Genomic DNA, 23408 nt, shown 5'->3' on the forward strand with positions numbered 1-23408 from the left:
GGGAGGCGGCCGGATGATCGATCGTCGCGCGATGATGCTGCTGACCGGCGCGTGCCTGGCCGCCGGTCCGGCCCTGGCCCAATCTGGCGATGCGGTGCTGAAAACGTTGCTGGACGGCTTCGCCAAGGGCGGAACGGCCGACGACAAGCTGAAGGCCCTGGCCGCCCTCGATCCCCAGGCCCTGTCGCCCAAGGCCCGCCTCGACTACGACGCCGTGCGCATCGCGACGACGGCCGAAGCCGAACTGGTGCGCCGCTTTCCGTTCGGCGCGGGCGCGGCGGGGCCGTATGTCGTCACCACCCGCTCGGGCGCCTGGCAAAAGGCCCCGGAGGCCTGGGGCGACGCCGCGCCGACGATGGTCGCGCGCATCCAGGCCGAGACCGACCGCATCCGCAAGGACGCCGCCGCCGGCGTCGTCCCGCCCGCCTTCCTGATCGATCGCCTGGACAAGGCCCTGGTCGAGGCGCGGTCGAAATCCTCGCCGTCGGTGGGGGGCGCGCTGAACGGCCAGCGCAACGCCTTGCTGGCATTGAAGCCTCGCGCCGGGACCGCCGCCGGCGTGCGCTTCAAGGATCGCGAGGCCTATTACGCCGCCATGCTGAAGACCCAACTGGGCGCGCCCTTGGCCCCAGTCGAGGCCCGCCGCCGGCTGGACGAGGCCATCAAGGGCCTGCACGTCCGCGCCGACGTGCTGCTGAAGGCCCAGGGGCTGACCCAGGGCGGGGTGGGCGAGCGCCTGCGGGCGCTGATGGCCGACGAGCGCTTCCTCTATACGGACGACGACGTCGGCCGTGACCGCGCCATCGCCGACATGGCGCCTTGGCTGGCCAAGGCCCGCGCCCGTCTGCCCCTGGCCTTTGGTGATTTGCCCGGCGCGGTCGACGCGGTGTCCGTACGCCGCATGTCGCCCGCCGACGAGGCCGCCGGCCGTCAGGGCTATCGCGACCTGCCGTCAGCGGACGGGACGAAGCCGGGCGCCTATTATGTCGACCTCAAGCGCATCCGCGATCGGCCCAGCTGGAGCCTGCCGGCCGTGGTGCACCACGAGGTGCTGCCCGGCCATATGCTGCAAATCCCCAAGGAGGAGCTGTCGGGCGCGCATTCCTACCGTTCGCGCGTGGCCTGCCCGGCGGCCATGGAGGGCTGGGCCGTCTATGCCGAGCACCTGGCCTGGGAGACGGGCGCCTTCGAGGGCGAGCCGCTGGCCGAGATCGGCGGCCTCTACTGGATCCTGTTCCGCGCCGCCCGCGCCCGCATGGACATCGGGATCCACCTGGAGGGCTGGACGCCCGAGCGGGCCATGGCCTTCCTGGCCGAGGTGCAGGGATCGCCGGTGATCTTCGCGCCCTTCGCCCAGGAGGTCGAACGCACCGCCATCGCCCCGGGCGCGGCGGCCGGGCAGGGGATGTACTGGCTGGAACTGGCGCGCCTGCGTCGCGCCTGGGGCGGGACCCTGCGCGAGTTCCACGGCCGGGTGCTGGATCGCGGGACGCTGCCGCTGGCGATGCTGGCGCCGCGCTGACCCTCTCCGGCCCTCCGGGCCACCTCCCCAGAGGGGGAGGATTTATCGCTCCAGATGCTCCCCCCTTGGGGGAGCTGTCGGCAAAGCCGACTGAGGGGGGCGCCGAAGGCGGGTTACGCCGCCCCGATGTACTTCAGCAGCGTCACCATGTTCTCGATGTAGCTGCCCGTCGAAATCCCGATCTTCGGCTTGTCGGTCACGTACGGGGAGGTGTCCGACGCGTCGCCCACGTGGGTGCGGCTGAAGTCGCCCGGGGCCGGGGTGGGCGAGCCGTCGCCGATATAGGGGTTGCTGGTCGCCTTCAGCTCGGTCGGCCACCAGCCGGCCTCGTTCAGCGCCGCGATCAGGCCGGCGGCCTTGTCCGGCGCGCCGGCGGTCGCATCGCCCTTCAGGGCGCCGACGTTCAGGTCGGACACCGAGACGTCCTTGAGCGTGTAGTATTTCGGCAGCGCCTGACGGCCGCCCTTCAGCGGCGAGGCCTTGCTGGCGACCTCGGGCGGGGTGGCCTTCAGCGTCTCCAGCCGCTTGCGCAGGGCTGGAATGTTGACGCCCCGGAACGACGAGTAGTGCGCCACCGTGTTCTCGGGATTTCCATCGGCATAGTAGCGGCCGTTGACGACGTTGCTGCCGGTGCGGTGCACGAAGAGCGGCTTGTTGGTGCCGATCTCGACGAAGGTCGGGAACTGGCGACCCTTCTGGTATTCGACCGGCAGCCTGGTGGTCTCCAGCCAGTCCAGCGCCTCGGAGAGGCGGGCCAGGTACTTCGGATCGCCCGTCAGCTCGTAGAAGCCCATGCAGGCGGTGATGTTGGCCGCGGTGGTGTGGGTGGCGAAGGCCTCGGGTTCGTAGGTGCGCGCGCCCGACGGCTTGAGGTCGGAAACCTTGTGCTGCAGGCCCCAGCCGGCCTGGGGCAGGGGCTGCTGGCAGGCGACGAAGCAGTCCATGGCCTTCTTCACCGCCGGCAGCACGCGCGGGTCGCCCAGCGCCTGCCAGACCATGATCAGGAACTCGATGTTCTCGCCGGCCACGTCGTCGTTGAAGGTGATGTAGCCGGTGTAGTCGGGACGGCCGTGGTGGTGGAACTCGTCCTTCAGCGGGAAGCGCTGGGGCCAGCCGCCGACCGGGTACTGGCTGTCGAGGACGAACTGGATGGCCTTGTCCAGGGCCGGCTTGAAGGTCGGATCCTTCTTCTCGACATAGAGCCGCAGCAGGAACTGCGAGCTTTCGGCCGTGCCGGCGTCGTCGAAGGTGGCGTTGCCGTAGTAGTGCTGGAATTCCTCGAGCCGCCAGCCGTTCTTGCCGATGGTGTCGTACCACTTCCTGATCGACTGCTCGCCGGCCAGGTCGCCCAGATAGTTCCAGCCGCCGGCCGGGTGCTGGATCTTGATCAGGGCGCCGGCCACCTGCTTGGCGGCCTCGTAGTAATATTCGTCGCCGGTGGCGTGATAGGCGTCGAGGAACAGGTGGCCCATGGTCGCCGTGCCCGGCGGCTGCACCCAGATCATCGTCGGATAGGCCTCCATCTCGCCCCAGCGGCGCGAGAAGTCGGGCAGGTAGCTCCAGACATAGCCGCCCTGGTAGGCGACCTTCTCGACCATGAAGGTGGTGGCCCGCTTCATCGTCGCCAGCGCCGCTTCCTTGCTCGGCGCCTCGGCCGCCAGGGCCTTGAAGGGCGCCAGGCCCGCGGCGGCGGCGAAGGCGGCCGCGGTGGTCGCCAGCAGGCGGCGGCGGGAGAGGGGGCTGAGCGGCATCGACGCGATAACTCCAGAGCGGGCGGGCGCGACGCGGGGACGCAGGCGGCAGGGTCCGGAGGCTGGTCGCGACGCCTGTTTCCAAGCTGCGCCTTGGTTTCCTTCCCCGTCGAGGCGCAAAGCCTCGAATCCTTGCCGCCGTTGGCTCGGCGTGCGTTTGGACGACACAATGTCCACCGGTGTCATGATTGGCAAGCGCCTTGTTGGCGAGGCGACGCCGAATTTCCCCTGAGACGTGTGCGACAGGCCGCCGCGTTGTCTCAGGAGGCGATATCCAACAAATGACCACCATCGGTTCATGAGGCGACGCCGCCGCGCCGGAAAGGCAGCGGGCGACGCCGTCCTGTTGGGGAACAGGACGACACCCCCGGGTCGTATGGCCCGGGGGTGTTTTCATATGTGCTGTCGCACTTAAATGGCTGAGAGCGTTAACGAAACCCTTCGGCCTGCGTCGCGCGGTCGCATGGAGAACGACGTTCATTCGCAGTAAAGAATCAAACCATGCCGAGCCAAAACGATCATCTCAGGGAAGCCGAACGGCTGGAGCGTCAGGCCGAGATCGCCGACAGCGCCCACGCCCGCGAAGCCCTTCGCCGCATGGCCCAGACCTCGCGGATCACCGCCGCGATGGTCGGACTGATGGAAGCCTGCGCCGAGGACGCGCCCGCCGGCGCCTGCTGAGGCGACGCCGTTCAACGTGTTCCTGACGATCGCCGCGGCCTCGCGCAACGCGGGCTCCACATGGGGCCGGGCGACGGAGGGGGCATGGGGCAGGAGCTCATGGACGATGGCGTGCTGGCCAGCGCCGGCGCCTATTTCCACAGCGTGCTGGAAGCCAGCCAGGACTGCATCCGCGTCATCAGCCGCGCCGGTCTGATCGAATACATGAACCTGCGCGGCCGCGAGCTGTTCGAGATCGACGATTTCGACGGCCGCAATCGCGACCGCTACTGGCCCGACATGTGGCCGCCCGAAAGCCGCCCCGCCGTCGAGGACGCCCTGAACAAGGCCCTGGCCGGGGGCTCCTCGTCGTTCCGCGCCCTGTGCCCGACCGCCAAGGGCAATGTCCGCTGGTGGGACACCACGGTCTCGCCGGTGCTGGACGAGGCGGGCAGGGTGGTGCGGGTGCTGGCCGCTTCGCGCGACGTCACCGCCGCCATGCTGGCCGAGCGTCACCGCCAGCTGCTGGTCAACGAGCTCAATCACCGGGTCAAGAACACCCTGGCCATCGTCCAGTCGATCGCCGCCCAGTCGCTGCGCAACGCCGGGGTCGATCCGGCCGTGCGCCGGGCCTTCGAGGGCCGGCTGATGGCGATCGCCGCCACCCACAACGTGCTGACCGACGAGAACTGGGCCGCCGCCAGCCTGCGCCAGATCGTCGAGGGCTCGCTGCGGCCCTATCGCAACGCCGACCATGCGGTGCGGGTCGACGGGCCTGACCTGATGGTCTCGCCCAAGCCGGCGGTGGTCATGGCCCTGGCCTTCCACGAACTGGCGATCAACGCCCTGAAGTACGGCGCCCTGTCGGTTCCCGGCGGCAAGGTCGAGGTGCGCTGGACCTCGCAGCCCGGCGCGCGCCTCCTGGTCACCTGGACCGAGCGCGGCGGCCCGCCTGTCGCGCGGCCCTCGCGGCGGGGCTTCGGCTCACGGATCATCGAACTGGCCCTGGCCAGCGAGCTGGACGGAGAGGTCGAGCTCGACTACCGGCCCGAGGGCCTGGTCTGCACCCTGCGCGCGCCCTTGGCGGCGCTCGACCGGGTGGACGCCTTCATGGCGCTGCAGGCCTGAGGGGGAATCGTCTGCCCGCGCCTGAGACGAAAACCTCGTCCTTCGACAGGCTCAGGATGAGGTTTTTCGCCCCCCCTAAGCCGATGAGTGGTCCTCATCCTGAGCTTGTCGAAGGACGAGGGCCACGCACCGAGCCGGAAACCTCCGCCCTGCTGTGACGCTTTCCTGCCGCAAGTTCTTGCCATTCAGGCGAGGGCTCAAACAGGAAACGGGGGCCGAGTGGCCGATTTCGACTGGCGATCCTGGACGGTGAGGGCGCGGCATGGCGCGCTGGCCGTGGCCGCTTTCGTCGCCGCGAGAGCCCGTGGAACCATCGCCTTCGTTCGCCGCCATCCGCGCTGGATGGGCTTCTTCGGCCTGGTCTTCGCCGCCCTGCTGGCCGCCTTCGTCTGGATAGGCGTCAGCCTGCCGCTGTCGCGCTCGCTGGAGCCGCTCGACAGCCCGGCCGTCGTGCTGCTGGACGCCCAGGGCAAGGCCTTCGCCCGGCGCGGGGCCTACAAGGAGGCGCCCGTCGTCGTCGCCGACCTGCCCAAGTACGTGCCCGACGCCTTCATCGCCATCGAGGATCGCCGCTTCCGCCGCCACTTCGGCCTGGATATCTGGGGCATGGGCCGGGCGGCGGCGGTCAACATCAAGGCCGGCAAGGCCCGCGAGGGCGCCAGCACCATCACCCAGCAACTGGCCAAGAACGCCTTCCTCAGCAATGAGCGCACGCTTCGCCGCAAGGCGCAGGAAGCGGTGATCGCGGTGTGGCTGGAGCTGCGCCTGTCGAAGGACGAGATCCTCGCCCGCTATCTGTCGAGCATCTATTTCGGCGACGGGGTCTATGGCCTGGGTGCGGCCTCGCGTCATTACTTCGGCCGTCCGCCGGAGAAGCTGACCCTGGGCCAGGCCGCGATCCTGGCCGGTATGGTCAACGCCCCCAGTCGCCTGGACCCGGTCGACAATCCCAAGGCCGCCGCCGCCCGCGCCGACCGGGTGCTGGCCGACATGGTCGAGGTCAAGTTCATCACCCCCGAGCAGGCCGCCAACGCCCGCGGCGCCCGGGCCCGGGCCACGCGCGCCAGCCTGCCGGTCGGCGGCTATTTCGCCGACTGGGTCTCGCCGCAGATCGCCGACGCCTTCGAGACCGCCCGCTACGGCGAGGTCCGCGTGCCCACCACGCTCGACGGCCGCCTGCAGCGCCGCGCCGAGCAGGCGGTCAACAACGCCCTGGCCCGGTCGGGAACCCGGCTGAAGGCGGGGCAGGCGGCGCTGGTCGCCATGCGCCCCGACGGCAAGGTGGTGGCCATGGTCGGCGGCCGCTCGTACGCCAAGAGCCAGTTCAACCGCGCGGTCCAGGCCAAGCGCCAGCCAGGCAGCGCCTTCAAGCTGTTCGTCTATCTAGCGGCCCTGCGCGACGGGGCCCGGCCCGACATGCGGGTGGTCGGCGATCCGGTGACCATCAACGGCTGGACGCCCAGGAACTACGAGGGCGGCGTGGGCAGCGACCTGACCCTGCGCGACGCCTTCGCCCAGTCCAACAACATCATCGCCGCCCGCATCTGGCAGACGGCCGGCGGCGAGGCGGTGGTGCAGGCCGCGCGTGATCTCGGCATCAACTCGCCGCTGAAGGCCACCGACGCCAGCCTGTCGCTGGGCGCGGCCGAGACCACGTTGCTGGAGCTGACCAGCGCCTACGCCGCCGTCGCCTCGGGCCACATGCCGGTCGCGCCCTACGGCCGGCCGCGCAAGGAGGGCGAGGCTGCTCCGCCCAGCCGGCCGCTCGACACCGCCCAGCGCGCGGCGCTCTACGAACTGCTCGGCGCGGTGGTCGAGGAAGGTACCGGCCGCGCCGCGCGCACCGGCCAGCTGACCTATGGCAAGACCGGCACCACCCAGGAGCACCGCGACGCCGTCTTCGTCGGCTTCACCGGCGACCTGGTGGTCGGGGTGTGGGTCGGCAACGACGATCACTCGCCGATGAATGGCGTCACCGGCGGCGGCCTGCCGGCCCAGATCTGGCGCGACTTCGTCGGCCAGGGCCTCAAGGCCGGCCTGATCGCCCGCGACCGCGCCCCGGTTCCCCGCGTGCAGCCGCCGTCCGAGGAAGAGGGTCTGGAGCGTGAGCTGGAGCAGGATCTCGGCGGCATCCCGCGCTGGCTGCGGCGGATCTTCGGGGGGTGATCTAGGAACCTCCCCCCGTGGGGGAGGCGGCCGAAGGCCGGAGGGGGAGGTTTTCAGCCTCCGGGACGATGTGTGAGTTCGCAACCACACCCCCAACCGATCGCTGCGCGATCGCCTCGCCCATAGGGGGAGGTCCCTTGGCCAGTTACCGGCAAACCTCCACGCACCGTTTGGCCAAGGCCTGCGTCGCATCGACGAACGGCACGGTCAGGTCGTCCTGGCCCATGACCAGCGGCACTTCTGTGCAACCCGCCACCACGGCCTGGGCCCCCAGGCCCACCAGCCGATGGGCCAGCGCCGCCATGGTCTGGCGCGAGGCCGCCGACAGGTCGCCGCGCTTGATGCGATAGAGCAGGGCCATGAACTCGACCTGCTCGTGGTCGCCCAGCGTCACGGCCTCCAGCCCCAGGTGCGAAAGCCGGTCGCGGTAGATCGAAAGGCCGCCGGCCGTGCCCAGCACGCCGATGCGGGTCGCGCCGGCGATGCGGGCGGCCTCGACCGCAGTTTCCGGCAGGTCGATCAGCGGCAGGCCGCTGGACTTCACTTCATTGGCGAAGGCGTGGGCGGTGTTGCAGGCGATGGCCAGCACCTGCGCGCCCGCGTCGCGCAGCCCCGCGGCCATGGCCGCCAGCACCGGGCCGGCCGCGTCGCCGTCGGTGTTGCGGTCGGGGATCTTGGGATTGATGTCGACCAGCACCCGGATGTGGTCCTGCTCGCGCACCACCGGTGTGGCGGCCTGCAGCTTGGCCAGGAAGTCGAGGGTGGCGGCCGGACCCATGCCGCCCAGCACGCCGAGGACCTTGCTCATCGGGTTTCCTTTGCCAACACCTTGCGTGGTCCTCGTCCTTCGACAGGCTCAGGATGAGGACCAGATCCAACGCCATGATCAGTAGAAAACCTCATCCTGAGCTTGTCGAAGGACAAGGTTTTCGGCTCCTCAGCCCAGCGCCGGCTCCAGCACCGACTGGTAGCCGAACAGCCCTTGCGCGCCGCCGGTGTGCAGGAACACCACCCGCTCGCCCTTGAACGTTCCCTTGCGGGCCTGGTCGATCAGCCCCTTCATCGCCTTGCCCGAGTAGACCGGATCCAGCAGCAGGCCTGCCGTCCGCGCGGCTAGCGCCAGGGCGTCGATCACGCCCTGGTCGACCAGGCCGTAGCCTTCGCCCACATAGTCGCAGTCGGCCACGACCGCCTCGCGGCGCACCCGACCGGCCGCGCCGATCGTCTCGGCGGTGGCGACCGCCAGGTTGAAGACGTTCTCTTCCTGCTTGGCCTTGGGCGCGCGCACGCCGAAGCCGAGGATGGGGATGTCGACCGACAGCGCCGCGAAGCCGGCCACCAGGCCCGCATGGGTGCCGGCGCTGCCGGTGGCGGTGACCAGGCGGTCGATCTTCAAGTCGAGGCCGTCGGCCTGCACGACCAGCTCGCGGGCGCAGTCGACATAGCCCAGGGCGCCGACCGTGTTGGAGCCGCCGCCGGGGATCACATAGGGCTTGCCGCCCCGCCGGCGGACGATCTCGGCGCTGGCTTCCAGTTCTTCGTTCATGTCGGTTCCGCCCGGCACGAAGCGGATCGAAGCGCCCATCAGCCGGTCGAGCAGCACGTTGCCATTGCCCATGTAGTCGCTGGCCTTGGAGCCCGTGCGCTCCTCGAGGATCACCTCGGTCGAAAGTCCATGGCGGGCGCCGGCCGCGATGGTCTGGCGCACGTGGTTGGACTGCACCGCGCCTTGCGTCACCAGGGTGTCGGCGCCCAGGGCCAGGGCCTCGCCGAGCAGGAATTCCAGCTTGCGGGTCTTGTTGCCGCCGCCGGCCAGGCCCGTGCAGTCGTCGCGCTTGACCCAGAGGTCGATCCCCAGTTCCGCGCCGAGGCGGGGCAGGGGCTCGAGCGGCGTCGGCAAGTGGGCGAAGCGGGCGCGGGGAAAGCGGGCCAGGTGCATGCGGGAACTCCGATCCGGACGCCTGGAGATAGGCTGCGCGAGGGCGGCTGGCAAAGCGTTTCGGCGAGGCGTCGGGCCCAAACGGTGCTATGCTGGCGCTCGCCTGGCGGCCTCGACGTCGCCGGGCGCAAAAAGCCTGTCCCCGCGTACCCGCGGCTTGGTTTTCCCCATCCCGCGGGCCTGTCGGAAGGCCGGGCGGACGTTGGGAGAAAACGCATGAAAGCCAAGATCCTCAAGTCTCGGCCGCCGCCGCGCATCGGCCGCTCCGGCGCCAGGATGCTGCGCGGCTGGATCCTCGGCGTCGCCGTGCTGGCGATGCTGCCCCCGGCCGCGAACGCGGCGGGTTCGGTGCTGATCATCGGCGGCGGCATCGCCAAGGACTGCTCCGAAGCCGTGATCCGGGGACGCTACGACGACGACACCATGCGGCTGTGCACCACGGCGCTGGAGGTCGAGACCCTCTCTATGGGCGACCGGGCCCGCACCCTGGTCAATCGCGGCGTGATCCAGCTGCGGCGCCAGGCCTATGTCGAGGCGCGCGCGGACTTCGACGCGGCCGGCCGCATCGAGCCGAAGCTGGGCGAGGTCTATGTCAACCGGGGCGCGGCCCTGGTGGCCGAGGATCGCTTCGCCGAGGGACTGAGCGAGATCGACCGGGGCCTTGCCCTGGGCGTAAAGCAGCCCGAGCGCGCCTACTACAACCGCGCCCTGGCCCACGAGAACCTCGGCGACGTCAAGGCGGCCTATTACGACTTCCAGCGCGCGGCCGAGCTCGATCCGAAATGGACGGCGCCGAAGGAAGAGCTGGCGCGTTTCTCGTTCAAGAGCCGCTGAGGCCGCGCCTTTCCGGCGCGCGGGGCGGCGACGGAGGCGTGCCATGAAGCTGTTGTTGGCGGGAGCGGTCTCGACGGGCCTGGCGCTGGCGGCGAGTGCGGCGAGCGCCCAGACGGATGCCGGCCTGGCCCAGCAGCGCGCGGCCGCGCGGATGGAGATCGAGGCCCTGCGCCAGCAGCAGATGGCGCAGGGCCAGGAAGCCCAGGCCGCCCGCGACCGCGCGGCGGCGGCCCAGACCCTGCGCTCGTTGCAGGCGCAGGGGGCGAGCACGGGTCAGCCCTACCGGCCGCCGCCGGCCGAGGTCCTGCCCGAGCGGGGCGATCCGTCGGCGGGGCTGTCGCTGCGGCTGGACGAACTGGACCGCTTGACCGACGCGCGGCTGGCGCGGAGCAATGAGGTGCTGCGGGCCATCAAGCCCGCTTCGGATCGCTAGAGGGTCTTGCGCGCATGGAATGGGAAGGCGGCCGGCAGTCCGGCAACATCGAGGACCGGCGCGGTCTCGGACCTGTGGCGGCGGCGGGCGGCGGCATCGGAGCCCTGGTGCTGGCGGCGGTGGGCTACTTCGTGTTCGGCGTCGATCCGCAGACCACGCTGAACGCCGTCGAAGGCGCGCAGGCGCCGGCGGCCCAGCAGCAGGAAGGCCGGCGTGGTTCGGTGCAGGACGAGGGCGGCCGCTTCGTCGACGTCATCGAGACCTCGAACACCGACGTCTGGGGTCCGATCTTCGCTCGTTCGGGCGGCCGCTACGTCCCGCCGACCTCGGTCGTGCTTTATGACGACCAGACCGGCACCGGCTGCGGCCTGGGTCAGTCGGCGATGGGGCCGTTCTATTGCCCCGCCGACCTCAAGGTCTATCTCGACCTCAGCTTCTGGAACGAGCTGGAGAGCCGCTTCGGGGCCAAGGGCGAGTTCGCCCGCGCCTATGTGATCAGCCACGAGATCGGCCATCACATCCAGAACCAGCTGGGCGCCACCCGCCAGGCCGATCGCCTGGGCCGTCGCGGCGCCGAGAGCGGCTCGGTGCGGCTGGAGCTACAGGCCGACTGCTACGCCGGGGTTTGGGCCCGCCACGCGCCCGAGGTCTCGAGCATCCGCATCACCCGCGCCGACATCGAGGACGGCCTGGGCGCGGCGGCCGCCGTCGGCGACGACGCCATTCAGTCCAAGGCGCAAGGGCAGGTGATGCCCGACAGCTTCACCCACGGCACCAGCGAGCAGCGCATGCGCTGGTTCGGCAAGGGCTACGACGCCGGCAAGCCCGCCGCCTGCGACACCTTCGCCACGGACGATCTGTAGGGGTCAGGCGGTCGCCTGGAGCGGCCGGGTCCGCCGCAGTTCCTGGTAGATCGCCGCCATCATCAGCATCTCCAGGCCGATGAACAGCGAGTCCAGGACCGCGCGGATCAGCGGAATGATGTTCAAGGCGCGCGGAGCTTCGAGCGTCAGCAAGGGCAGGGACATCGCCGCCGCGAGTATCACGGCGGTCAGCACGATCGAGGTGAACTCGATGAGCACAATCCGGAAGCGCCGCTTGCGTGTCAGGCGTAGGGCGCTGGCCAGGGCGGTCGCGAGCGAAGGGGTTTCCTTGACCGCGATCGCGACCCCGGGGCTGATCAGGGCGTAAAGAGACAAGCTGACCAGGCTGGCCGTCAGGCCGATCTTCAGCTTGATCCAGGCCACGTCCTGCATCGGGGCGTCGGCCGCCACCGACATGGCCACCGCCGCCGTCGACAATGCCTCGCCGACCATGTTGGGCAGGGTGACTAGCAGCAGCACGCCATATACGGCCGGAAAGCTTGTCAGCGCGGCGCGCGTGGAAGTTTTCCAGTTGCGAACCCCAACGAGCACGCACCGAAGAAAAGCGCTGGTCAGCAGGGCGGTCAGGGCCACGCGCATGAACGAGGTCGCTGTCGGCCAGATGACCTCGTCGGCATGGAAGCCTCGAGGGGCCAGGTCGAAAAGCTGTTCCAGCCCCGTGCGACCCAGGGCCAGCGCCACGAGCACGGCCAGCAGGCCGGCCCAGTGAGCCTTCAGGATGCGACCGAGCGCGCCGAGCACGCGCCGGATCGAAAAGCGATCGTCCATGATTCCCCCGCCCAGCCGGAAGATACGGCCCGAGCAGCGCCTTACAAACCGTCGTTTCGCACGCGCTCTTGACCCGCGCGTCAATCCTCCTAGTGTCCGCCCTGTTCACCGGGGGGTCGCTGTCGCGGCTGAGATTGGGCTTGAGCCCTGACCCGTCGAACCTGATCCGGGTCATGCCGGCGAAGGGAGGGAACGCGGTCCGGAAGCGTACAGTCCAGGCCGTAAGACCGACTTAGCTCGACACGTCCGGGTCTCTTCAGTGCTTGAGGAGCCCGCAACATGAACGCCCAAACCCCCATCCTTCCGGCGACCGGCGACGTCGCCACCGGCCCCGTGCCGGGATCGCGGAAGGTCTACCAGGCCGGCGAGATCTTCCCCGACATCCGCGTGCCGTTCCGCGAGGTGGCCGTCCACCCGTCGGCCAACGAGCCGCCGGTGACGATCTATGATCCGTCCGGTCCCTACACCGACCCGAACGCGACCATCGACATCGCCAAGGGCCTGGACCGCGCCCGCGACGCCTGGGTCGTCGCCCGCGGCGACGTCGAGGTGGTGGCCAACCCGCGCGAGGTGAAGCCCGAGGACAACGGCTTCGCCCAGGGCAAGCACCTGGCCCCGCAGTTCCCCGACAACGGCCGCAAGATCTTCCGCGGAACGCAAGGCAAGCTGGTCACCCAGCTGGAATACGCCCGGGCCGGGATCATCACCGCCGAGATGGAATACGTCGCCATCCGCGAGAACCTGCGCCGCGAACAGACCCGCCCCTGCGTGCGCGACGGCGAGGACTTCGGCGCCAGCATCCCCGACTTCGTGACGCCCGAGTTCGTGCGCCAGGAAGTGGCCCGCGGCCGCGCCATCATCCCGGCCAACATCAACCACGGCGAACTGGAGCCGATGGCCATCGGCCGCAACTTCCTGGTCAAGATCAACGCCAACATCGGCAACTCGGCCGTGCTCGGCACCGTCGCCGAGGAAGTCGACAAGATGGTCTGGGCCACCCGCTGGGGCGCCGACACGGTCATGGACCTGTCGACGGGCCGCAACATCCACAACATCCGCGACTGGATCATCCGCAACAGCGCCGTGCCGATCGGCACCGTGCCGATCTACCAGGCGCTGGAGAAGGTCGGCGGCGTCGCCGAGGACCTGAACTGGGAAGTCTTCCGCGACACCCTGATCGAGCAGGCCGAGCAGGGCGTCGACTACTTCACGATCCACGCCGGCGTGCGCCTCCCGTTCGTCCCGATGACCGCCAAGCGCGTGACCGGCATCGTCTCGCGCGGCGGCTCGATCATGGCCAAGTGGTGCCTGGCCCACCACAAGGAGAACTTCCTCTACGAGCGCTTCGACGAGATCTGCGAGATCATGCGCGCCTACGACGTGTCGTTCAGCCTCGGCGACGGCCTGCGTCCGGGCTCGACCGCCGACGCCAACGACGAGGCCCAGTTCTCCGAACTGCGCACCCTGGGCGAACTGACCAAGGTGGCCTGGAACCACGGCGTGCAGGTGATGATCGAAGGGCCGGGCCACGTGGCCATGCACAAGATCAAGGCCAATATGGAAGAGCAGCTCAAGCACTGCCACGAGGCCCCCTTCTACACCCTCGGTCCGTTGACGACGGACATCGCCCCTGGCTACGACCACATCACCTCGGCGATCGGGGCGGCCATGATCGGCTGGTTCGGCACGGCGATGCTCTGCTACGTCACGCCCAAGGAGCACCTGGGCCTGCCCGACCGCAACGACGTCAAGGTCGGCGTGGTCACCTACAAGCTGGCCGCCCACGCCGCCGACCTGGCCAAGGGGCACCCGGGCGCCTCGATGCGCGACGACGCCATCAGCCGGGCGCGGTTCGAGTTCCGCTGGGAAGACCAGTTCAACCTCGGCCTCGACCCCGAGACCGCCCAGGCCTTCCACGACGAGACCCTGCCCAAGGAGGCGCACAAGACCGCGCACTTCTGCTCGATGTGCGGCCCGAAGTTCTGCTCGATGAAGATCAGCCAGGAAGTCCGCGACTTCGCCGCCGCCCAGGCGCCGAACACGGCCGAACTGGGCATGGCCGAAATGAGCGAGAAGTTCCGAGAACGGGGGTCTGAGATCTACCTGAAGACGGAGTGATGATCGCGGCCGGCGAGGCTTGTTCTCGCCGGCCGTCTTGATGCTGAAGCTGCGGTCGACTCAAGGTGGGCGAATGAGGTCGTTCCTGTTCGCCGCCGCCTTGGCCGCCGCATCGCCGGCTTCGCCCGTCCGGGCCGAGCCGGCCATGCGACCTACGATGACGGAAGAGGTCGTCGCCAAACCCCTTCAAGGCGTCTGGCGCTCACGCGGCTATGGCTGGGTCGTGCGGTTCGACGCTTCTGGACCCAGCCTATACCATCTGGCCGGCGAGGATTGCTGGCGCGACCCCCGCGCCGAGGCTGATCCCGACGGCGTGCTGAAGCTGTGGCGGCCAGTCGGCGCCGCCATCGAGACGGCCGGAGAGGCCGACGGCACGGTCTATCGGTTCGATCGGCTGAAGGCCCTGCCGGCCGCTTGCGCCGACGTCCGACCGTGGACGCCGCAACGGACCCTGGCCGCGGTCGCTAACACCTTCGCCGCCTATTACCCGCTCTCCCAGGAACGCGGTCTCGACTGGACCGCTCGGCGGCGCGACGCCTTCGCCGTCTTGGGCGACGCGCCGGACGACGCGGCGCTGTGGAAGGCGTTGGCCGTGCTGCTGCGCGGGATCGACGACGCCCATGTGGAGCTCGACGGCGTCGTCGACGGCCAAATGCGCACCCGACGGTTCGGCGAGGCGGCGGCGGTGATGCGGGCCAAGGCCGCTCCGGGCGGCGAGGCGGCCTGGACAAGGGCCTGGCGGGCGCAGGTGCTGGCCGCGCAGCCGGGCGTGCGCGAGGCGGCCGGCGGGCGGATCCTGTGGGGCCGCAAGGGCGAGGTCGGCTATCTGGCCCTGACCTCCATGGGCGGCTTCGATCCCCTGGCCGGCGACGACGACACGGCGCTGCTCGACGCCACGCTGGACGAGGCCGTGGTCGCCTTCGCCGGCGCCAGGGCGGTGATCGTCGACGTCAGCGACAATCGCGGCGGCTATGACGTGATCGCCCGCCGGATCGCCGCACGCTTCGCCGATCGTCGGCGCGAGGTCGGCTCGAAGGTCGTGGTCGGCGGCGACGGCGTAGCGCAGCCGCTGCTGATCACGCCGTCCGAGCGGCCGCGCTATCTCGGCCCTGTCTGGCTGCTGACCAGCCAGGTCACGGTCAGCGCCGGCGAGACCTTCACGCTGTCGATGCGGGCCCTGCCCAATGTGCGACAGGCGGGCGAGACGACGCGCGGGGCGCTGTCGGACCAGTTGCAGAAGCCGCTGCCGAACGGCTGGCGCTTTGCCCTGCCGGCCGAGCTGCATCGCGACGCCGGCGGCCAGGTGGTGGAAGGGCAGGGGATCGCCCCGCAGGTTCCGCTGCCGGTCTTTCCGCCCAATGACCCGCAAGGCCACGCCAGGGGGCTGGACCGCCTGCTGGGTCTGATCGGCGGGCGCTGAAACTTTTTCGCGGCGCCCCTGTCGGCTCCTGCCGCGTTGAAACGTCCTAAGGGGCGCAACAACGATCCAAGGGAGGATCCCATGACCTATGTCGACGGTTTCGTGGTCGCCGTGCCCAAGGCCAATGTCGAGCGCTACAAGGAGATGGCCACGCTGGCCGGCACGATCTGGATGGAGCTCGGCGCGCTGTCCTACGTCGAGGCCATCGCCGACGACGTGCCCTACGGCGAGCTGACCTCGTTCCCCCGCGCCGTCCAGCTGAAAGACGACGAGGTCACCGTGTTCTCGTGGATCACCTACGACAGCAAGGCCAAGCGCGACGAGGTGATGGCCAAGGTCATGGAGGACGAGCGTCTCAAGCCGTACATGAACGACATGCCCTTCGACGGAAAGCGCATGATCTTCGGCGGCTTCGAGGCCATCGTCGAGCGCTGAAACCCCCGGCCGTGGAACGCCGGCGACCCGGCCGGCATTCCACGCCCATGCTCGAACTGATCCTCGACCTCTGCAATCTCGTCGGCGGCTTCCTGCTGGCGATCGGCCTGCTGGCACTGCTGCCCAGGGCGGGCGACGACCTGGGACGGTTCGCCGCGCGCCTGGCGCCGTTCGGCTGGATCGTCGGGATCGCGGCCCTGGTCTGCGGCGGCTATTTCCTGATCGTGCACTTGGTCTCGGGGCCGCACGTCTTCCACTTCGAGATCGTCGGTATCGCCGTCGGCGTCCTGCTATTGTGGGACCGCCTGCGGGCCGGCGCATTGGCCCGTAGGTTGGGCGGAACCGGCGAGCTGCCGGCCAGCGGCGCGCAGGGCGCGGGCCTCGTCCTGGCGGTCTTCGGGATCATCGCCATGATCGTCGGGTTGCAGGGTCTGCTGACGCCCGATTGAGGTGTAAGGTCCGCTTAAGGCCTCGGGCGCAGACTCTCCGGCATGCGCGATGCGGTCAGGGAGGCCGTCATGTCGTCCACCGTCACGTCCAGCACCCGTCGGTTCAGCGATCACTTCGAACCGCAGGACATCGATCCTCAGGAGCAGCGCCGCCTGCGCGGCCACCTCGAGCAGATCGACTACACCGCCTTCATCTCCAATCGTGAGATCATGGCCCAGGCCCTGGGGCGGCTCGACGCCGGCCATTTCCAGAAGCTGGCCGTGACCACGGCCCAGGCCCGGGCGCGCTGGGCAGCGATGGCGCTGGCTATCAGCCAGTCGGGCCGCGCGCCCGACGCCGCCGAGGTCGAGAAGCTGGCGGCCCTGCGTCTGGCCTATGACGAGCTTTCCGCCGCCTATGAGGCCCTGCGCCGGATGGTCGAGCGCGGCTATGTCGCCTACGGGCCCGCCGTCTCGTCCTGACTTTCGGCGTTTTCGATTTCAGGAAAACGGGTTCGCGTCGGGAGAAGGTTGGGGGGAAGGGGCCTCCTCCCGACGCGTCCGCCATGGAGCGCTGCAACCCTGCCGGAGGTTGTGCGCAGGCGGTTCGGACATACGCCTAGGGGACGTCGCCCGAGCGAGTCGCCGCACCTGCGGCGTCGGATCGAATGTGCTCTTTATAGTTGTGTCGAGCAATCCATTTTTTCCACCGAGGGTCGAATTTCCTTCGGGGAAAGCTTTGCTGTGCGTCAGGGCAGGCGATCACCGCGGTGCAGAGGGTCGGGCAGGGGATCGCCGGCCTTCACGAACTGCAACGACACCGAGTTGATGCAGTAACGCAGCCGCGTCGGGGCCGGGCCGTCGGGGAAGACGTGGCCCTGGTGGCTGTCGCAGCGGGCGCAGCGGGTCTCGATGCGGACCATGCCGTAGGAGGTGTCGCGCACGGCCTTGACGTGGTCCTCGTCGAACGGCGCGTAGAAGCTGGGCCAGCCGGTGCCGCTCTCGAACTTGGTCTCGTGCTTGAACAGCGGCAGGCCGCACAGCCGGCAGCCGTAGACGCCGGGGCTTTTCTCGCCCAGCAGGCCGCCGCAGAACGGCGCCTCGGTGCCATGGTGCAGCAGCACGCGCGCTTCCTCGGCGGTCAGGTCGCCTTCCAGGCGCTCGCGCTCGGCTTCGGTGGGCGGGGTCAGGTCGAAACCTGTGGAAGAGAGGGTGGCGGCTTGGGTCATGCATGCCAATCTAGGGGCTCGCACGGCCCGCCGGTAGGGCAGGCCGCATCAAGGGACGGGAACCGCATGATCACCTCGACCACTCCGTACGTCGCCGAGCGCGAGACCGTGGCCACCCTGGGCGTCGTCTCGGGCGAGGCGATCATCGGCGCGCACATCTTCCGCGACCTGTTCGCCGGCATCACCAACATCATCGGCGGCCGCGCCGGGGGCTATGAGAAGGCCCTGCGCGAGGCCCGCGACATCGCCCTGCAGGAAATGATCGACGAGGCCCGCCGCCAGGGCGCCGACGCCGTGGTGGGCGTGGATCTCGACTACGAGGCACTCGGCGCCGACAACGGCATGCTGATGGTCACCGCCGCCGGCACCGCCGTGAAGCTGCGCTGATGACGATCGCCGTCGCCTTCCTCCAGCCCGGCTGGGCCGACTGGGAAGCCGGTCCCGTGCTGGCGTCCTTGCGTGAATATTTCGGCGTCCAGATCGAGATCGCCACCCCAGGCGGTGATCCGGAGACCTCGATCGGCGGGATCCTGGCCGCCGCCGACTACCGGTTCGACGATCCGGTGCTGTCGGACGCCGACGCCTATCTGCTGATCGGCTCGGAGGCCTGGCAGGGTTACGAGAACGACGCGGTGTTCAGCCTGCTGCGTCAGGCCCATGCCGACGGCAAGATCGTCGCCGGCATCTGCGGGGCGACCATCGCCCTGGCCAAGGCCGGCCTGCTGGCGGGCAAGGCCCACACCTCAAACGGCAAGTACTGGCTGGCCGAGCAGGCCCCCGGCTACGCCGGCGCCGAGGGCTATGTCGAAAGCCCCCGCGCGGTGGTCGACGGCAGGATCGTCACCGCCGCCGGCTCGGCGCCGGTCACCTTCTCGGCCGAGGTCACCCGGCTGATCGCGCCCGAGGCTTCGGAGCGCCTCGACGGCTATGTGGCGATGTTCGCCCGCGAGTTCGGCGAGGGCTGAGGCCCTGCGTCACCCTCGTCCTTCGACGGGCTCAGGATGAGGGTGATTGCCGAGGCAGGTTTGAGTTCCTCATCCTGAGCTTGTCGAAGGACGAGGAACTCATTCACTTCACCGCCGCCGCGCCCGCCCGGGCCAGGACGCCGTCCTGCTCGGGCGTGGCGCCGGCCACGCCGACCGCTCCGACGATCCTGCCATCGACCAGCAGCAGCTCGCCGCCCTCGATGGCCAGGGCGCCGTTGGAGATGGCGTTGAGGTTGCCGCCCTTCACCGCGTCCTGGAACGCCTTGGTCGGCCGGCGATAGGCGGTGGCGGTCTCAGCCTTGCGGCGCGAGACCTCGGGAGCCGAGTACGAGGCCCCGTCCATCTTCCAGACCAGCACCGGCTGCCCGTTCGGCTCGACCACCGTGATGGTCACGGCCACGCCGGTCTTCAGGGCCTCGGCCTCGGCGGCGGCGGCCACGGCTTTCGCCTCCCTCAGCGTGACGTTGCGGCCGTAGGGCTCGGCCGCCCAGGCGGTGGAGGCCGCCAGCAGGCTGGCGGCGATCAGTGCGATACGGATCATGGCAGCTTCACCTCGTCGTTGAGAGCAGTGATCTGCGGCTGGTCGCTGACGATGCGCAGCCGCAGTTCCGACGGCTTGGCGCCGGCCGGGATCTTCAGGCGGGCGGTATGGACCTTGGGCAGCAGGTCCTTCGGCGCGGCCAGGGCCGGCACGGCGGCGCTGGCCAGCACCTTGCCCGAGCCGTCGACCAGCTCCAGCTTCGAGGCCGTCGCGTCCTGGGCGCCCAGGCTGTGCACCTTGGCCGTGATCGCCGAGCCCTTCACCGTCACGTCGCCGCGACCGATGCCCAGGTCGGCGCGCTGGGCAGGATCGTCGCCCGGCGTCGCCAGGGCCATGTCGATGATCATGGTCTGGCCCGGTTGCAACACGACGGTCACGCCCTTGGTGCGCTCGAAGGCCACCTGCCGCGTCTCGCCCGCGCCGTCGATCGCGTCGTCGCCGGTGGTGTCGACGCCTTGCGTCAGCGTCCACTGGCCCGGCGCGACCATCCAGCCGGTCATGGTCGCGCTCACCGGCTTGTCCGACAGGTTGTAGGCCACGACCTTGAAGCCCTTGGCCGTTCCGTCCTTGACCAGGATCGCCACGTCCTCGCCTTTCGCCCCGTTCTCGAAGCGCCAGCTGACCAGGTGGCCCGGCGTCATCTGGCCGCGCTTGTTGGCGATGCCGCCCAGGCGCGAGCGTTGCAGCACGTCGGACGGGATCTCCACCCGGTCCGACCACCAGTGGCCCTCGGTGTGCATGTACATGTGCTGGTCGGCCCACTGGATCTCGTCGGCATAGGCCTTTTCGAGCCAGGTCTTGTCGCCGGTCAGGCCCCAGGCGGCGAAGCGCTCCATCGCTCCGCCCTTGGCGGCCGACTTGACGATGGCGTCCTTGTTGGCGTCGCCCAGGTTCAGCATCGACAGGGCGTTGTCGTTGAGATCGTTCAGCGACTTGATCCCGTTCTTGCCGATCCGCCACTGGATCGGGGCCAGGTATTTGGCGTCGCCCGTCCAGCGCCAGGCCTGCCAGAAGATCTGGAACGGCCCGCCCGCGCCCGAGCCTTGCAGCACCGTGCCGCCGCGCTCGGCGTCGGTGCGCCAGTTGATCTCGTTGGGATAGGAGCCGTCCGGCTTCACGTGCGCCAGGTAGCCGTCGGCCAGGCCCAGCACGATGTCGCGGGCGGTCTGGTCGCGGTTGTAGTCGCCGATCAGGATCGCCGGGTGCACGACGCCGAACGAGTAGGGCTTCTGCCACTCCCAAGGGCCTTCGCGGTACGAGATCGAACCACTGTACCAGTTGGTGTTGAAGTGGATGTGGCCGGCCGGGTTGCGATCGATGATCCCCGGCAGGGCCTTGACCGTCGTGAACAGCCGCTCGACGGCCAGCGGGTCGCCGTAGTCGAGATACATCGCCTCGCTGTTGGAGTTGATGCCCTCCTCGTAGGCGTGCAGCTCGTCGGTGGCGATGGTCGACAGGCCGTTCGTGAACATGCCGTTGCGATAGACCGCGTCGGTCAGCAGGTTCAGCGAGCCCTTCACCTTGTCGGGATCGACGCCCATCAAGGCCAGGCCCGGCCACTGTTGTAGAAGGTCGGTGTCGTCCGACAGGCCGCCGCCGAAGTCGCCGTAGGGGACCTGGCGCTCGTCGATCCACCAGTTGATGAACCTGGCCACCCGCTTGAGGTCTTCGGTCTGCCGGAAGGCCCACAGCGGGACGCCCGCGGGCGCCTTGGGCTGCTCGAAGGCCGGCCAGCCCTGGCTGCCATAGGTGATGTCGCCCCAGTATTCGCGGCCTTCCTTGTGGTCGGGATCCACGCGCAGCAGGTCGGAGATGTCGGCGTAGAGCCGGCGATAGAGACCCTGGCGCTTGGAGGTGGTGTGCTCCTCCACCAGGAAGGCCCAGTTGTCCTTCACCTGGTTGAAGCGGTCGGCCACGTGCTCGGCCCTGGCCTCCTCGCGGGCCTTGAACACCAGCCGCACCTTGGCGCCGTTCAGGGCCTTGGGTCCGAACTCGGCGCTGTCGGCGGCGATGGTCAGGTACAGGCTGTCGGCGGTCAGGGTGCGGTCGCGCAGGTCGAGCCACAGGGTGCGGGCCTGCCCGGCCTTCACCGAGACCGAGACGTCGATCATGTTGCGGCCCGGCCAGATCGGGTCCTTGACCTGGATGTTCAGCGGGATGACCGCGCCTGCCGCGCCCGGCAGGGCGGGGATGTCCAGCGCGATCCCGTCCAGGCCGTCGCGGGCGTTCTCCCAGCCATAGGCCCAGTTGCGGGCCAGGGCTTGCGCGGCCGGGGCGTCGCCGAAGCCCGACGGGATCATCACGTGGACGATCGGCAGGCCGGGCGCGGAAAGGTCGGCGGCCGGGCGCTTGCGCTGCGGGGCCGCGTCGGGGATCGCCACCACCGTCGCCCGCTCGCCGGCCGGGAAGCGTCCGGCGACATAGGCGTTGAGGTCGGAGAGGTTCAGATAGTCCGGCGCCACCTCGGCGCGGACCGTGTAGTTCATCTTGAAGACGCCGTCGGGCTCCTTGCCGGCGCTGACGTCATAGGCCCAGAGCTCTTGGATCGGGGTTTCCTGGTCGGTGTTGGTGAAGGTCAGCACGCCGCCCTTCAGCGGCTGGGCCAGGGCGGTCACCGATCGATACAGGTCCTTGGGGCGCACGCTGATCTTCGTCCCCTTGTCGCCGGCTTTCGCCGCCCAGGTCAGGTCGCCATAGGCCGTGCCCTGGATCTCCAGGCGGCTGATCGGCTCGTCAGGCAGGGCCAGGGTCAGCGCCTTGCCGCCCTCGACATAGGTGTTCCAGTCCGGCAGCGGGAAATAGTCGTCGCGGCCTTCCAGGCGCGAGCGGTTGTAGACGCCGGGCCAGGTGGTCTCGGGGATGCCGTCATTGGCCCGCCACATCCATTCCTTGATGTCCTTGGCGTCGGTGAACTCGACCTTGCGGATGCGGGTGGCCGGATCGGTCAGCAGGGGCGGGGCCTCGCCCGTCCAGCCATGGCGCAGGCGCCAGGCCGCGCGCGTGGCAGGATCGTCCAGCGTCGGCGCCGGGGCGGCGGCGGGGAGCGCCTCGTTGCGGGCCAGGGCGGCGACGCCGGCGGCGTCCAGAGCGCGGTCGTAGACGCGGATCTCGTCCAGGTCGCCGCCGCGCAGGAAGTTGTAGCGGCTCTGCACCTGGTGCGGAGCGATCACCCGGCCGGCGATGCCGAACTGGTCCAGGCCCGCGTCATAGACTCTCTTGGCCTCCTTCTTGGCCACAGGCTTGCCGTCGACGAACAGCTGCACCCCGGTCTGCTCGTCCCAGGTGAAGGCCAGGTGCGTCCAGGCGTCGGCGGCCGGCGGCTTGTCCAGCTTGAACGAGACGCGGGTGCGGGCCAGGCCGTTGTCGGTGACGAAGGCGTCGAAGCCGTGGCCGTTCCAGTCGATGCGCAGGAACGCCATGTCCCAGCTGGTGTGGTCGGCGTAGCCAACGCGGAAGATCACGAAGGGCGCGACGCCGACCGGATAGCCCGAGCGCCAGAAGAACGACAGCGTGCCGCGCTGGGCCTGGATGTTGCCCGGTGCGTTCCAGGCCAGGATCCCGTCGTCCTGGGCCGAGAGGGCGGGGCCGGCCTTGCCGGCCGGGATCACCGCCACCTTGTCGGCGAAGTTGGGGATCGCGTCGCCGGCGGCGTAGTCGGCCTTCAGGCCCTTGTCGCCGGAAACGTGGAAGAGGAGGGCGGGTTCGGCGGGGGCGGCCGCACTGGCCGCGCCGGCGGCGGCGAGAACCGAGAAGGCCGAAGCCAGAAAAAGCGCCGATTTCACTACGCTTCACTCCCTAGTCGTTCTTATTGGAAACCGGTGTCATGGTTCCTGCGACGCTTTTAGCGCGAGCGGCCCGCGTTGCAAACCGGCCTTGGCCTGATACGCCTTACGGAAGGGCGTGCGCGGCGCGAAGATGCTCCCCCTTTGGGGGAGCTGTCGACGAAGCCGACTGAGGGGGCCCGCCGAAGGCGGTGCTGACCCCCTCCGGCCTTCCAGGCCACCTCCCCCAAAAGGGGAGGATTTAGAAAGACAGATCACCAGGGGACGGACCGCATGTTCAACAAGATCCTGATCGCCAACCGGGGCGAGATCGCGGTGCGGGTGATCAAGACGTGCCGTCGGCTGGGGATCGCCACGGTGGTGGTCTATTCGGACGCCGACGCC

22 protein-coding genes, 1 pseudogene and 1 riboswitch are annotated in these 23408 nt (G+C 69.5%); of the genes and pseudogenes, 15 read left to right on the forward strand and 8 right to left on the reverse strand.

All coding sequences use genetic code 11. The annotated features are described in order from the left end of the window. Positions 1–13 precede the first annotated feature (13 nt). Positions 14–1522, forward strand: coding sequence for a DUF885 domain-containing protein (locus SGCZBJ_RS20560; protein WP_101719803.1), 1509 nt, complete (start codon positions 14–16; stop codon positions 1520–1522). A gap of 113 nt (positions 1523–1635) precedes the next feature. Here SGCZBJ_RS20560 and SGCZBJ_RS20565 read toward each other — a convergent pair whose 3' ends face one another. Continuing rightward, entirely contained in the window at positions 1636–3273 is a 1638-nt protein-coding gene (locus tag SGCZBJ_RS20565; protein ID WP_101719804.1) for a pectate lyase, read from the reverse strand. 501 nt (positions 3274–3774) lie between these two features. Here SGCZBJ_RS20565 and SGCZBJ_RS20570 point away from each other — a divergent pair. Together SGCZBJ_RS20570 and SGCZBJ_RS20575 are read left to right on the forward strand one after the other, a co-directional pair. Next, positions 3775–3954 carry a hypothetical protein gene (locus tag SGCZBJ_RS20570; RefSeq protein WP_101719805.1) on the forward strand — a complete coding sequence of 60 codons (180 nt, stop codon included), beginning with the start codon at positions 3775–3777 and terminating at the stop codon, positions 3952–3954. Positions 3955–4038: 84 nt separating this feature from the next. Further along, a complete protein-coding gene (locus tag SGCZBJ_RS20575) occupies positions 4039–5061 on the forward strand; it encodes a sensor histidine kinase (protein WP_101719806.1) in 1023 nt (340 codons plus the stop codon). On the opposite strand, the pseudogene SGCZBJ_RS26585 reads toward SGCZBJ_RS20575, so the two are convergent. After that, positions 5042–5183: pseudogene (locus SGCZBJ_RS26585) on the reverse strand (hypothetical protein); the annotation flags it as partial. The gene SGCZBJ_RS20575 and the pseudogene SGCZBJ_RS26585 overlap by 20 nt on opposite strands. 97 nt (positions 5184–5280) lie before the next feature. Here SGCZBJ_RS26585 and SGCZBJ_RS20580 point away from each other — a divergent pair. Next, positions 5281–7227 (forward strand): transglycosylase domain-containing protein, encoded by a 1947-nt coding sequence (locus tag SGCZBJ_RS20580; RefSeq protein WP_240621596.1) that lies wholly within the window; start codon positions 5281–5283, stop codon positions 7225–7227. 145 nt (positions 7228–7372) lie between these two features. Here the strand turns inward: SGCZBJ_RS20580 and cuyB are convergent, their stop codons facing one another. Both cuyB and cuyA read right to left on the reverse strand, forming a co-directional pair. Next, a complete protein-coding gene (gene cuyB, locus SGCZBJ_RS20585) occupies positions 7373–8035 on the reverse strand; it encodes a cysteate racemase (RefSeq protein ID WP_101719807.1) in 663 nt (220 codons plus the stop codon). A 129-nt stretch (positions 8036–8164) separates the two neighbouring features. Beyond that, positions 8165–9166 (reverse strand): D-cysteate sulfo-lyase, encoded by a 1002-nt coding sequence (gene cuyA / locus SGCZBJ_RS20590; protein WP_101719808.1) that lies wholly within the window; start codon positions 9164–9166, stop codon positions 8165–8167. A 216-nt stretch (positions 9167–9382) separates the two neighbouring features. Between cuyA and SGCZBJ_RS20595 the strand changes: the two genes are divergently transcribed. From SGCZBJ_RS20595 to ypfJ, 3 genes are read left to right on the forward strand one after another with little or no spacing between them, the layout of a single operon-like run. After that, positions 9383–10000, forward strand: a complete 618-nt coding sequence (locus SGCZBJ_RS20595) for a tetratricopeptide repeat protein (RefSeq protein WP_240621597.1) — start codon at positions 9383–9385, stop codon at positions 9998–10000. 43 nt (positions 10001–10043) lie between these two features. Beyond that, positions 10044–10433 carry a hypothetical protein gene (locus tag SGCZBJ_RS20600; protein WP_101719809.1) on the forward strand — a complete coding sequence of 130 codons (390 nt, stop codon included), beginning with the start codon at positions 10044–10046 and terminating at the stop codon, positions 10431–10433. 14 nt (positions 10434–10447) lie between these two features. Further along, positions 10448–11296, forward strand: coding sequence for a KPN_02809 family neutral zinc metallopeptidase (gene ypfJ, locus SGCZBJ_RS20605; RefSeq protein ID WP_101719810.1), 849 nt, complete (start codon positions 10448–10450; stop codon positions 11294–11296). Positions 11297–11299: 3 nt separating this feature from the next. Here ypfJ and SGCZBJ_RS20610 read toward each other — a convergent pair whose 3' ends face one another. Next, the gene (locus SGCZBJ_RS20610; RefSeq protein ID WP_205685438.1) at positions 11300–12058 is read right to left on the reverse strand and encodes a hypothetical protein; all 759 of its coding nucleotides are present in this window, start codon (positions 12056–12058) and stop codon (positions 11300–11302) included. A 126-nt stretch (positions 12059–12184) separates the two neighbouring features. Then, a riboswitch (TPP riboswitch) is annotated at positions 12185–12290 on the forward strand. Between the two features lie 74 nt (positions 12291–12364). On the opposite strand from SGCZBJ_RS20610, the gene thiC reads away from it, so the two are divergent. The 5 genes from thiC (at position 12365) to SGCZBJ_RS20635 (ending at position 16969) form a co-directional block, all read left to right on the forward strand. Next, the gene (gene thiC, locus SGCZBJ_RS20615) at positions 12365–14203 is read left to right on the forward strand and encodes a phosphomethylpyrimidine synthase ThiC (protein WP_101719812.1); all 1839 of its coding nucleotides are present in this window, start codon (positions 12365–12367) and stop codon (positions 14201–14203) included. A 73-nt stretch (positions 14204–14276) separates the two neighbouring features. After that, the gene (locus tag SGCZBJ_RS20620) at positions 14277–15623 is read left to right on the forward strand and encodes a S41 family peptidase (RefSeq protein ID WP_101719813.1); all 1347 of its coding nucleotides are present in this window, start codon (positions 14277–14279) and stop codon (positions 15621–15623) included. A gap of 81 nt (positions 15624–15704) precedes the next feature. Next, positions 15705–16058, forward strand: a complete 354-nt coding sequence (locus SGCZBJ_RS20625; protein WP_101719814.1) for a DUF1428 domain-containing protein — start codon at positions 15705–15707, stop codon at positions 16056–16058. Positions 16059–16105: 47 nt separating this feature from the next. Further along, entirely contained in the window at positions 16106–16507 is a 402-nt protein-coding gene (locus SGCZBJ_RS20630; protein WP_101719815.1) for a hypothetical protein, read from the forward strand. 69 nt (positions 16508–16576) lie between these two features. Next, the gene (locus SGCZBJ_RS20635; protein WP_101719816.1) at positions 16577–16969 is read left to right on the forward strand and encodes a hypothetical protein; all 393 of its coding nucleotides are present in this window, start codon (positions 16577–16579) and stop codon (positions 16967–16969) included. A 266-nt stretch (positions 16970–17235) separates the two neighbouring features. Here SGCZBJ_RS20635 and msrB read toward each other — a convergent pair whose 3' ends face one another. Further along, positions 17236–17715, reverse strand: coding sequence for a peptide-methionine (R)-S-oxide reductase MsrB (gene msrB, locus SGCZBJ_RS20640; RefSeq protein WP_101719817.1), 480 nt, complete (start codon positions 17713–17715; stop codon positions 17236–17238). Positions 17716–17781: 66 nt separating this feature from the next. On the opposite strand from msrB, the gene SGCZBJ_RS20645 reads away from it, so the two are divergent. Continuing rightward, on the forward strand, positions 17782–18102 hold the full coding sequence (locus SGCZBJ_RS20645; RefSeq protein WP_058349561.1) for a heavy metal-binding domain-containing protein: 321 nt from the start codon (positions 17782–17784) through the stop codon (positions 18100–18102). Beyond that, positions 18102–18680, forward strand: coding sequence for a type 1 glutamine amidotransferase family protein (locus SGCZBJ_RS20650; protein ID WP_101719818.1), 579 nt, complete (start codon positions 18102–18104; stop codon positions 18678–18680). The genes SGCZBJ_RS20645 and SGCZBJ_RS20650 overlap by 1 nt, the downstream gene beginning before the upstream one ends. Before the next feature lie 103 nt (positions 18681–18783). On the opposite strand, the gene SGCZBJ_RS20655 is transcribed toward SGCZBJ_RS20650, so the two are convergent. Next, a complete protein-coding gene (locus tag SGCZBJ_RS20655; RefSeq protein ID WP_101719819.1) occupies positions 18784–19242 on the reverse strand; it encodes a GlcG/HbpS family heme-binding protein in 459 nt (152 codons plus the stop codon). Beyond that, entirely contained in the window at positions 19239–23024 is a 3786-nt protein-coding gene (locus tag SGCZBJ_RS20660; RefSeq protein WP_101719820.1) for a LamG-like jellyroll fold domain-containing protein, read from the reverse strand. The genes SGCZBJ_RS20655 and SGCZBJ_RS20660 overlap by 4 nt, the downstream gene beginning before the upstream one ends. 273 nt (positions 23025–23297) lie before the next feature. Here SGCZBJ_RS20660 and SGCZBJ_RS20665 point away from each other — a divergent pair. Then, positions 23298–23408: biotin carboxylase N-terminal domain-containing protein (locus tag SGCZBJ_RS20665; protein ID WP_133149302.1), on the forward strand; the 111-nt coding region annotated here is incomplete at its 3' end.

The organism is Caulobacter zeae (assembly GCF_002858925.1).
Classification (GTDB): Bacteria; Pseudomonadota; Alphaproteobacteria; order Caulobacterales; family Caulobacteraceae; genus Caulobacter; species Caulobacter zeae.

Coding starts and splice junctions, on each gene's coding strand:
- SGCZBJ_RS20560 (WP_101719803.1), top strand. CDS start 14: ATGATCGATCGTCGCGCGATGATGCTGCTGACCGGCGCGTGCCTGGCC.
- SGCZBJ_RS20565 (WP_101719804.1), bottom strand. CDS start 3,273: ATGCCGCTCAGCCCCCTCTCCCGCCGCCGCCTGCTGGCGACCACCGCG.
- SGCZBJ_RS20570 (WP_101719805.1), top strand. CDS start 3,775: ATGCCGAGCCAAAACGATCATCTCAGGGAAGCCGAACGGCTGGAGCGT.
- SGCZBJ_RS20575 (WP_101719806.1), top strand. CDS start 4,039: ATGGGGCAGGAGCTCATGGACGATGGCGTGCTGGCCAGCGCCGGCGCC.
- cuyB (WP_101719807.1), bottom strand. CDS start 8,035: ATGAGCAAGGTCCTCGGCGTGCTGGGCGGCATGGGTCCGGCCGCCACC.
- cuyA (WP_101719808.1), bottom strand. CDS start 9,166: ATGCACCTGGCCCGCTTTCCCCGCGCCCGCTTCGCCCACTTGCCGACG.
- SGCZBJ_RS20595 (WP_240621597.1), top strand. CDS start 9,383: ATGAAAGCCAAGATCCTCAAGTCTCGGCCGCCGCCGCGCATCGGCCGC.
- SGCZBJ_RS20600 (WP_101719809.1), top strand. CDS start 10,044: ATGAAGCTGTTGTTGGCGGGAGCGGTCTCGACGGGCCTGGCGCTGGCG.
- ypfJ (WP_101719810.1), top strand. CDS start 10,448: ATGGAATGGGAAGGCGGCCGGCAGTCCGGCAACATCGAGGACCGGCGC.
- thiC (WP_101719812.1), top strand. CDS start 12,365: ATGAACGCCCAAACCCCCATCCTTCCGGCGACCGGCGACGTCGCCACC.
- SGCZBJ_RS20620 (WP_101719813.1), top strand. CDS start 14,277: ATGAGGTCGTTCCTGTTCGCCGCCGCCTTGGCCGCCGCATCGCCGGCT.
- SGCZBJ_RS20625 (WP_101719814.1), top strand. CDS start 15,705: ATGACCTATGTCGACGGTTTCGTGGTCGCCGTGCCCAAGGCCAATGTC.
- SGCZBJ_RS20630 (WP_101719815.1), top strand. CDS start 16,106: ATGCTCGAACTGATCCTCGACCTCTGCAATCTCGTCGGCGGCTTCCTG.
- SGCZBJ_RS20635 (WP_101719816.1), top strand. CDS start 16,577: ATGTCGTCCACCGTCACGTCCAGCACCCGTCGGTTCAGCGATCACTTC.
- msrB (WP_101719817.1), bottom strand. CDS start 17,715: ATGACCCAAGCCGCCACCCTCTCTTCCACAGGTTTCGACCTGACCCCG.
- SGCZBJ_RS20645 (WP_058349561.1), top strand. CDS start 17,782: ATGATCACCTCGACCACTCCGTACGTCGCCGAGCGCGAGACCGTGGCC.
- SGCZBJ_RS20650 (WP_101719818.1), top strand. CDS start 18,102: ATGACGATCGCCGTCGCCTTCCTCCAGCCCGGCTGGGCCGACTGGGAA.
- SGCZBJ_RS20655 (WP_101719819.1), bottom strand. CDS start 19,242: ATGATCCGTATCGCACTGATCGCCGCCAGCCTGCTGGCGGCCTCCACC.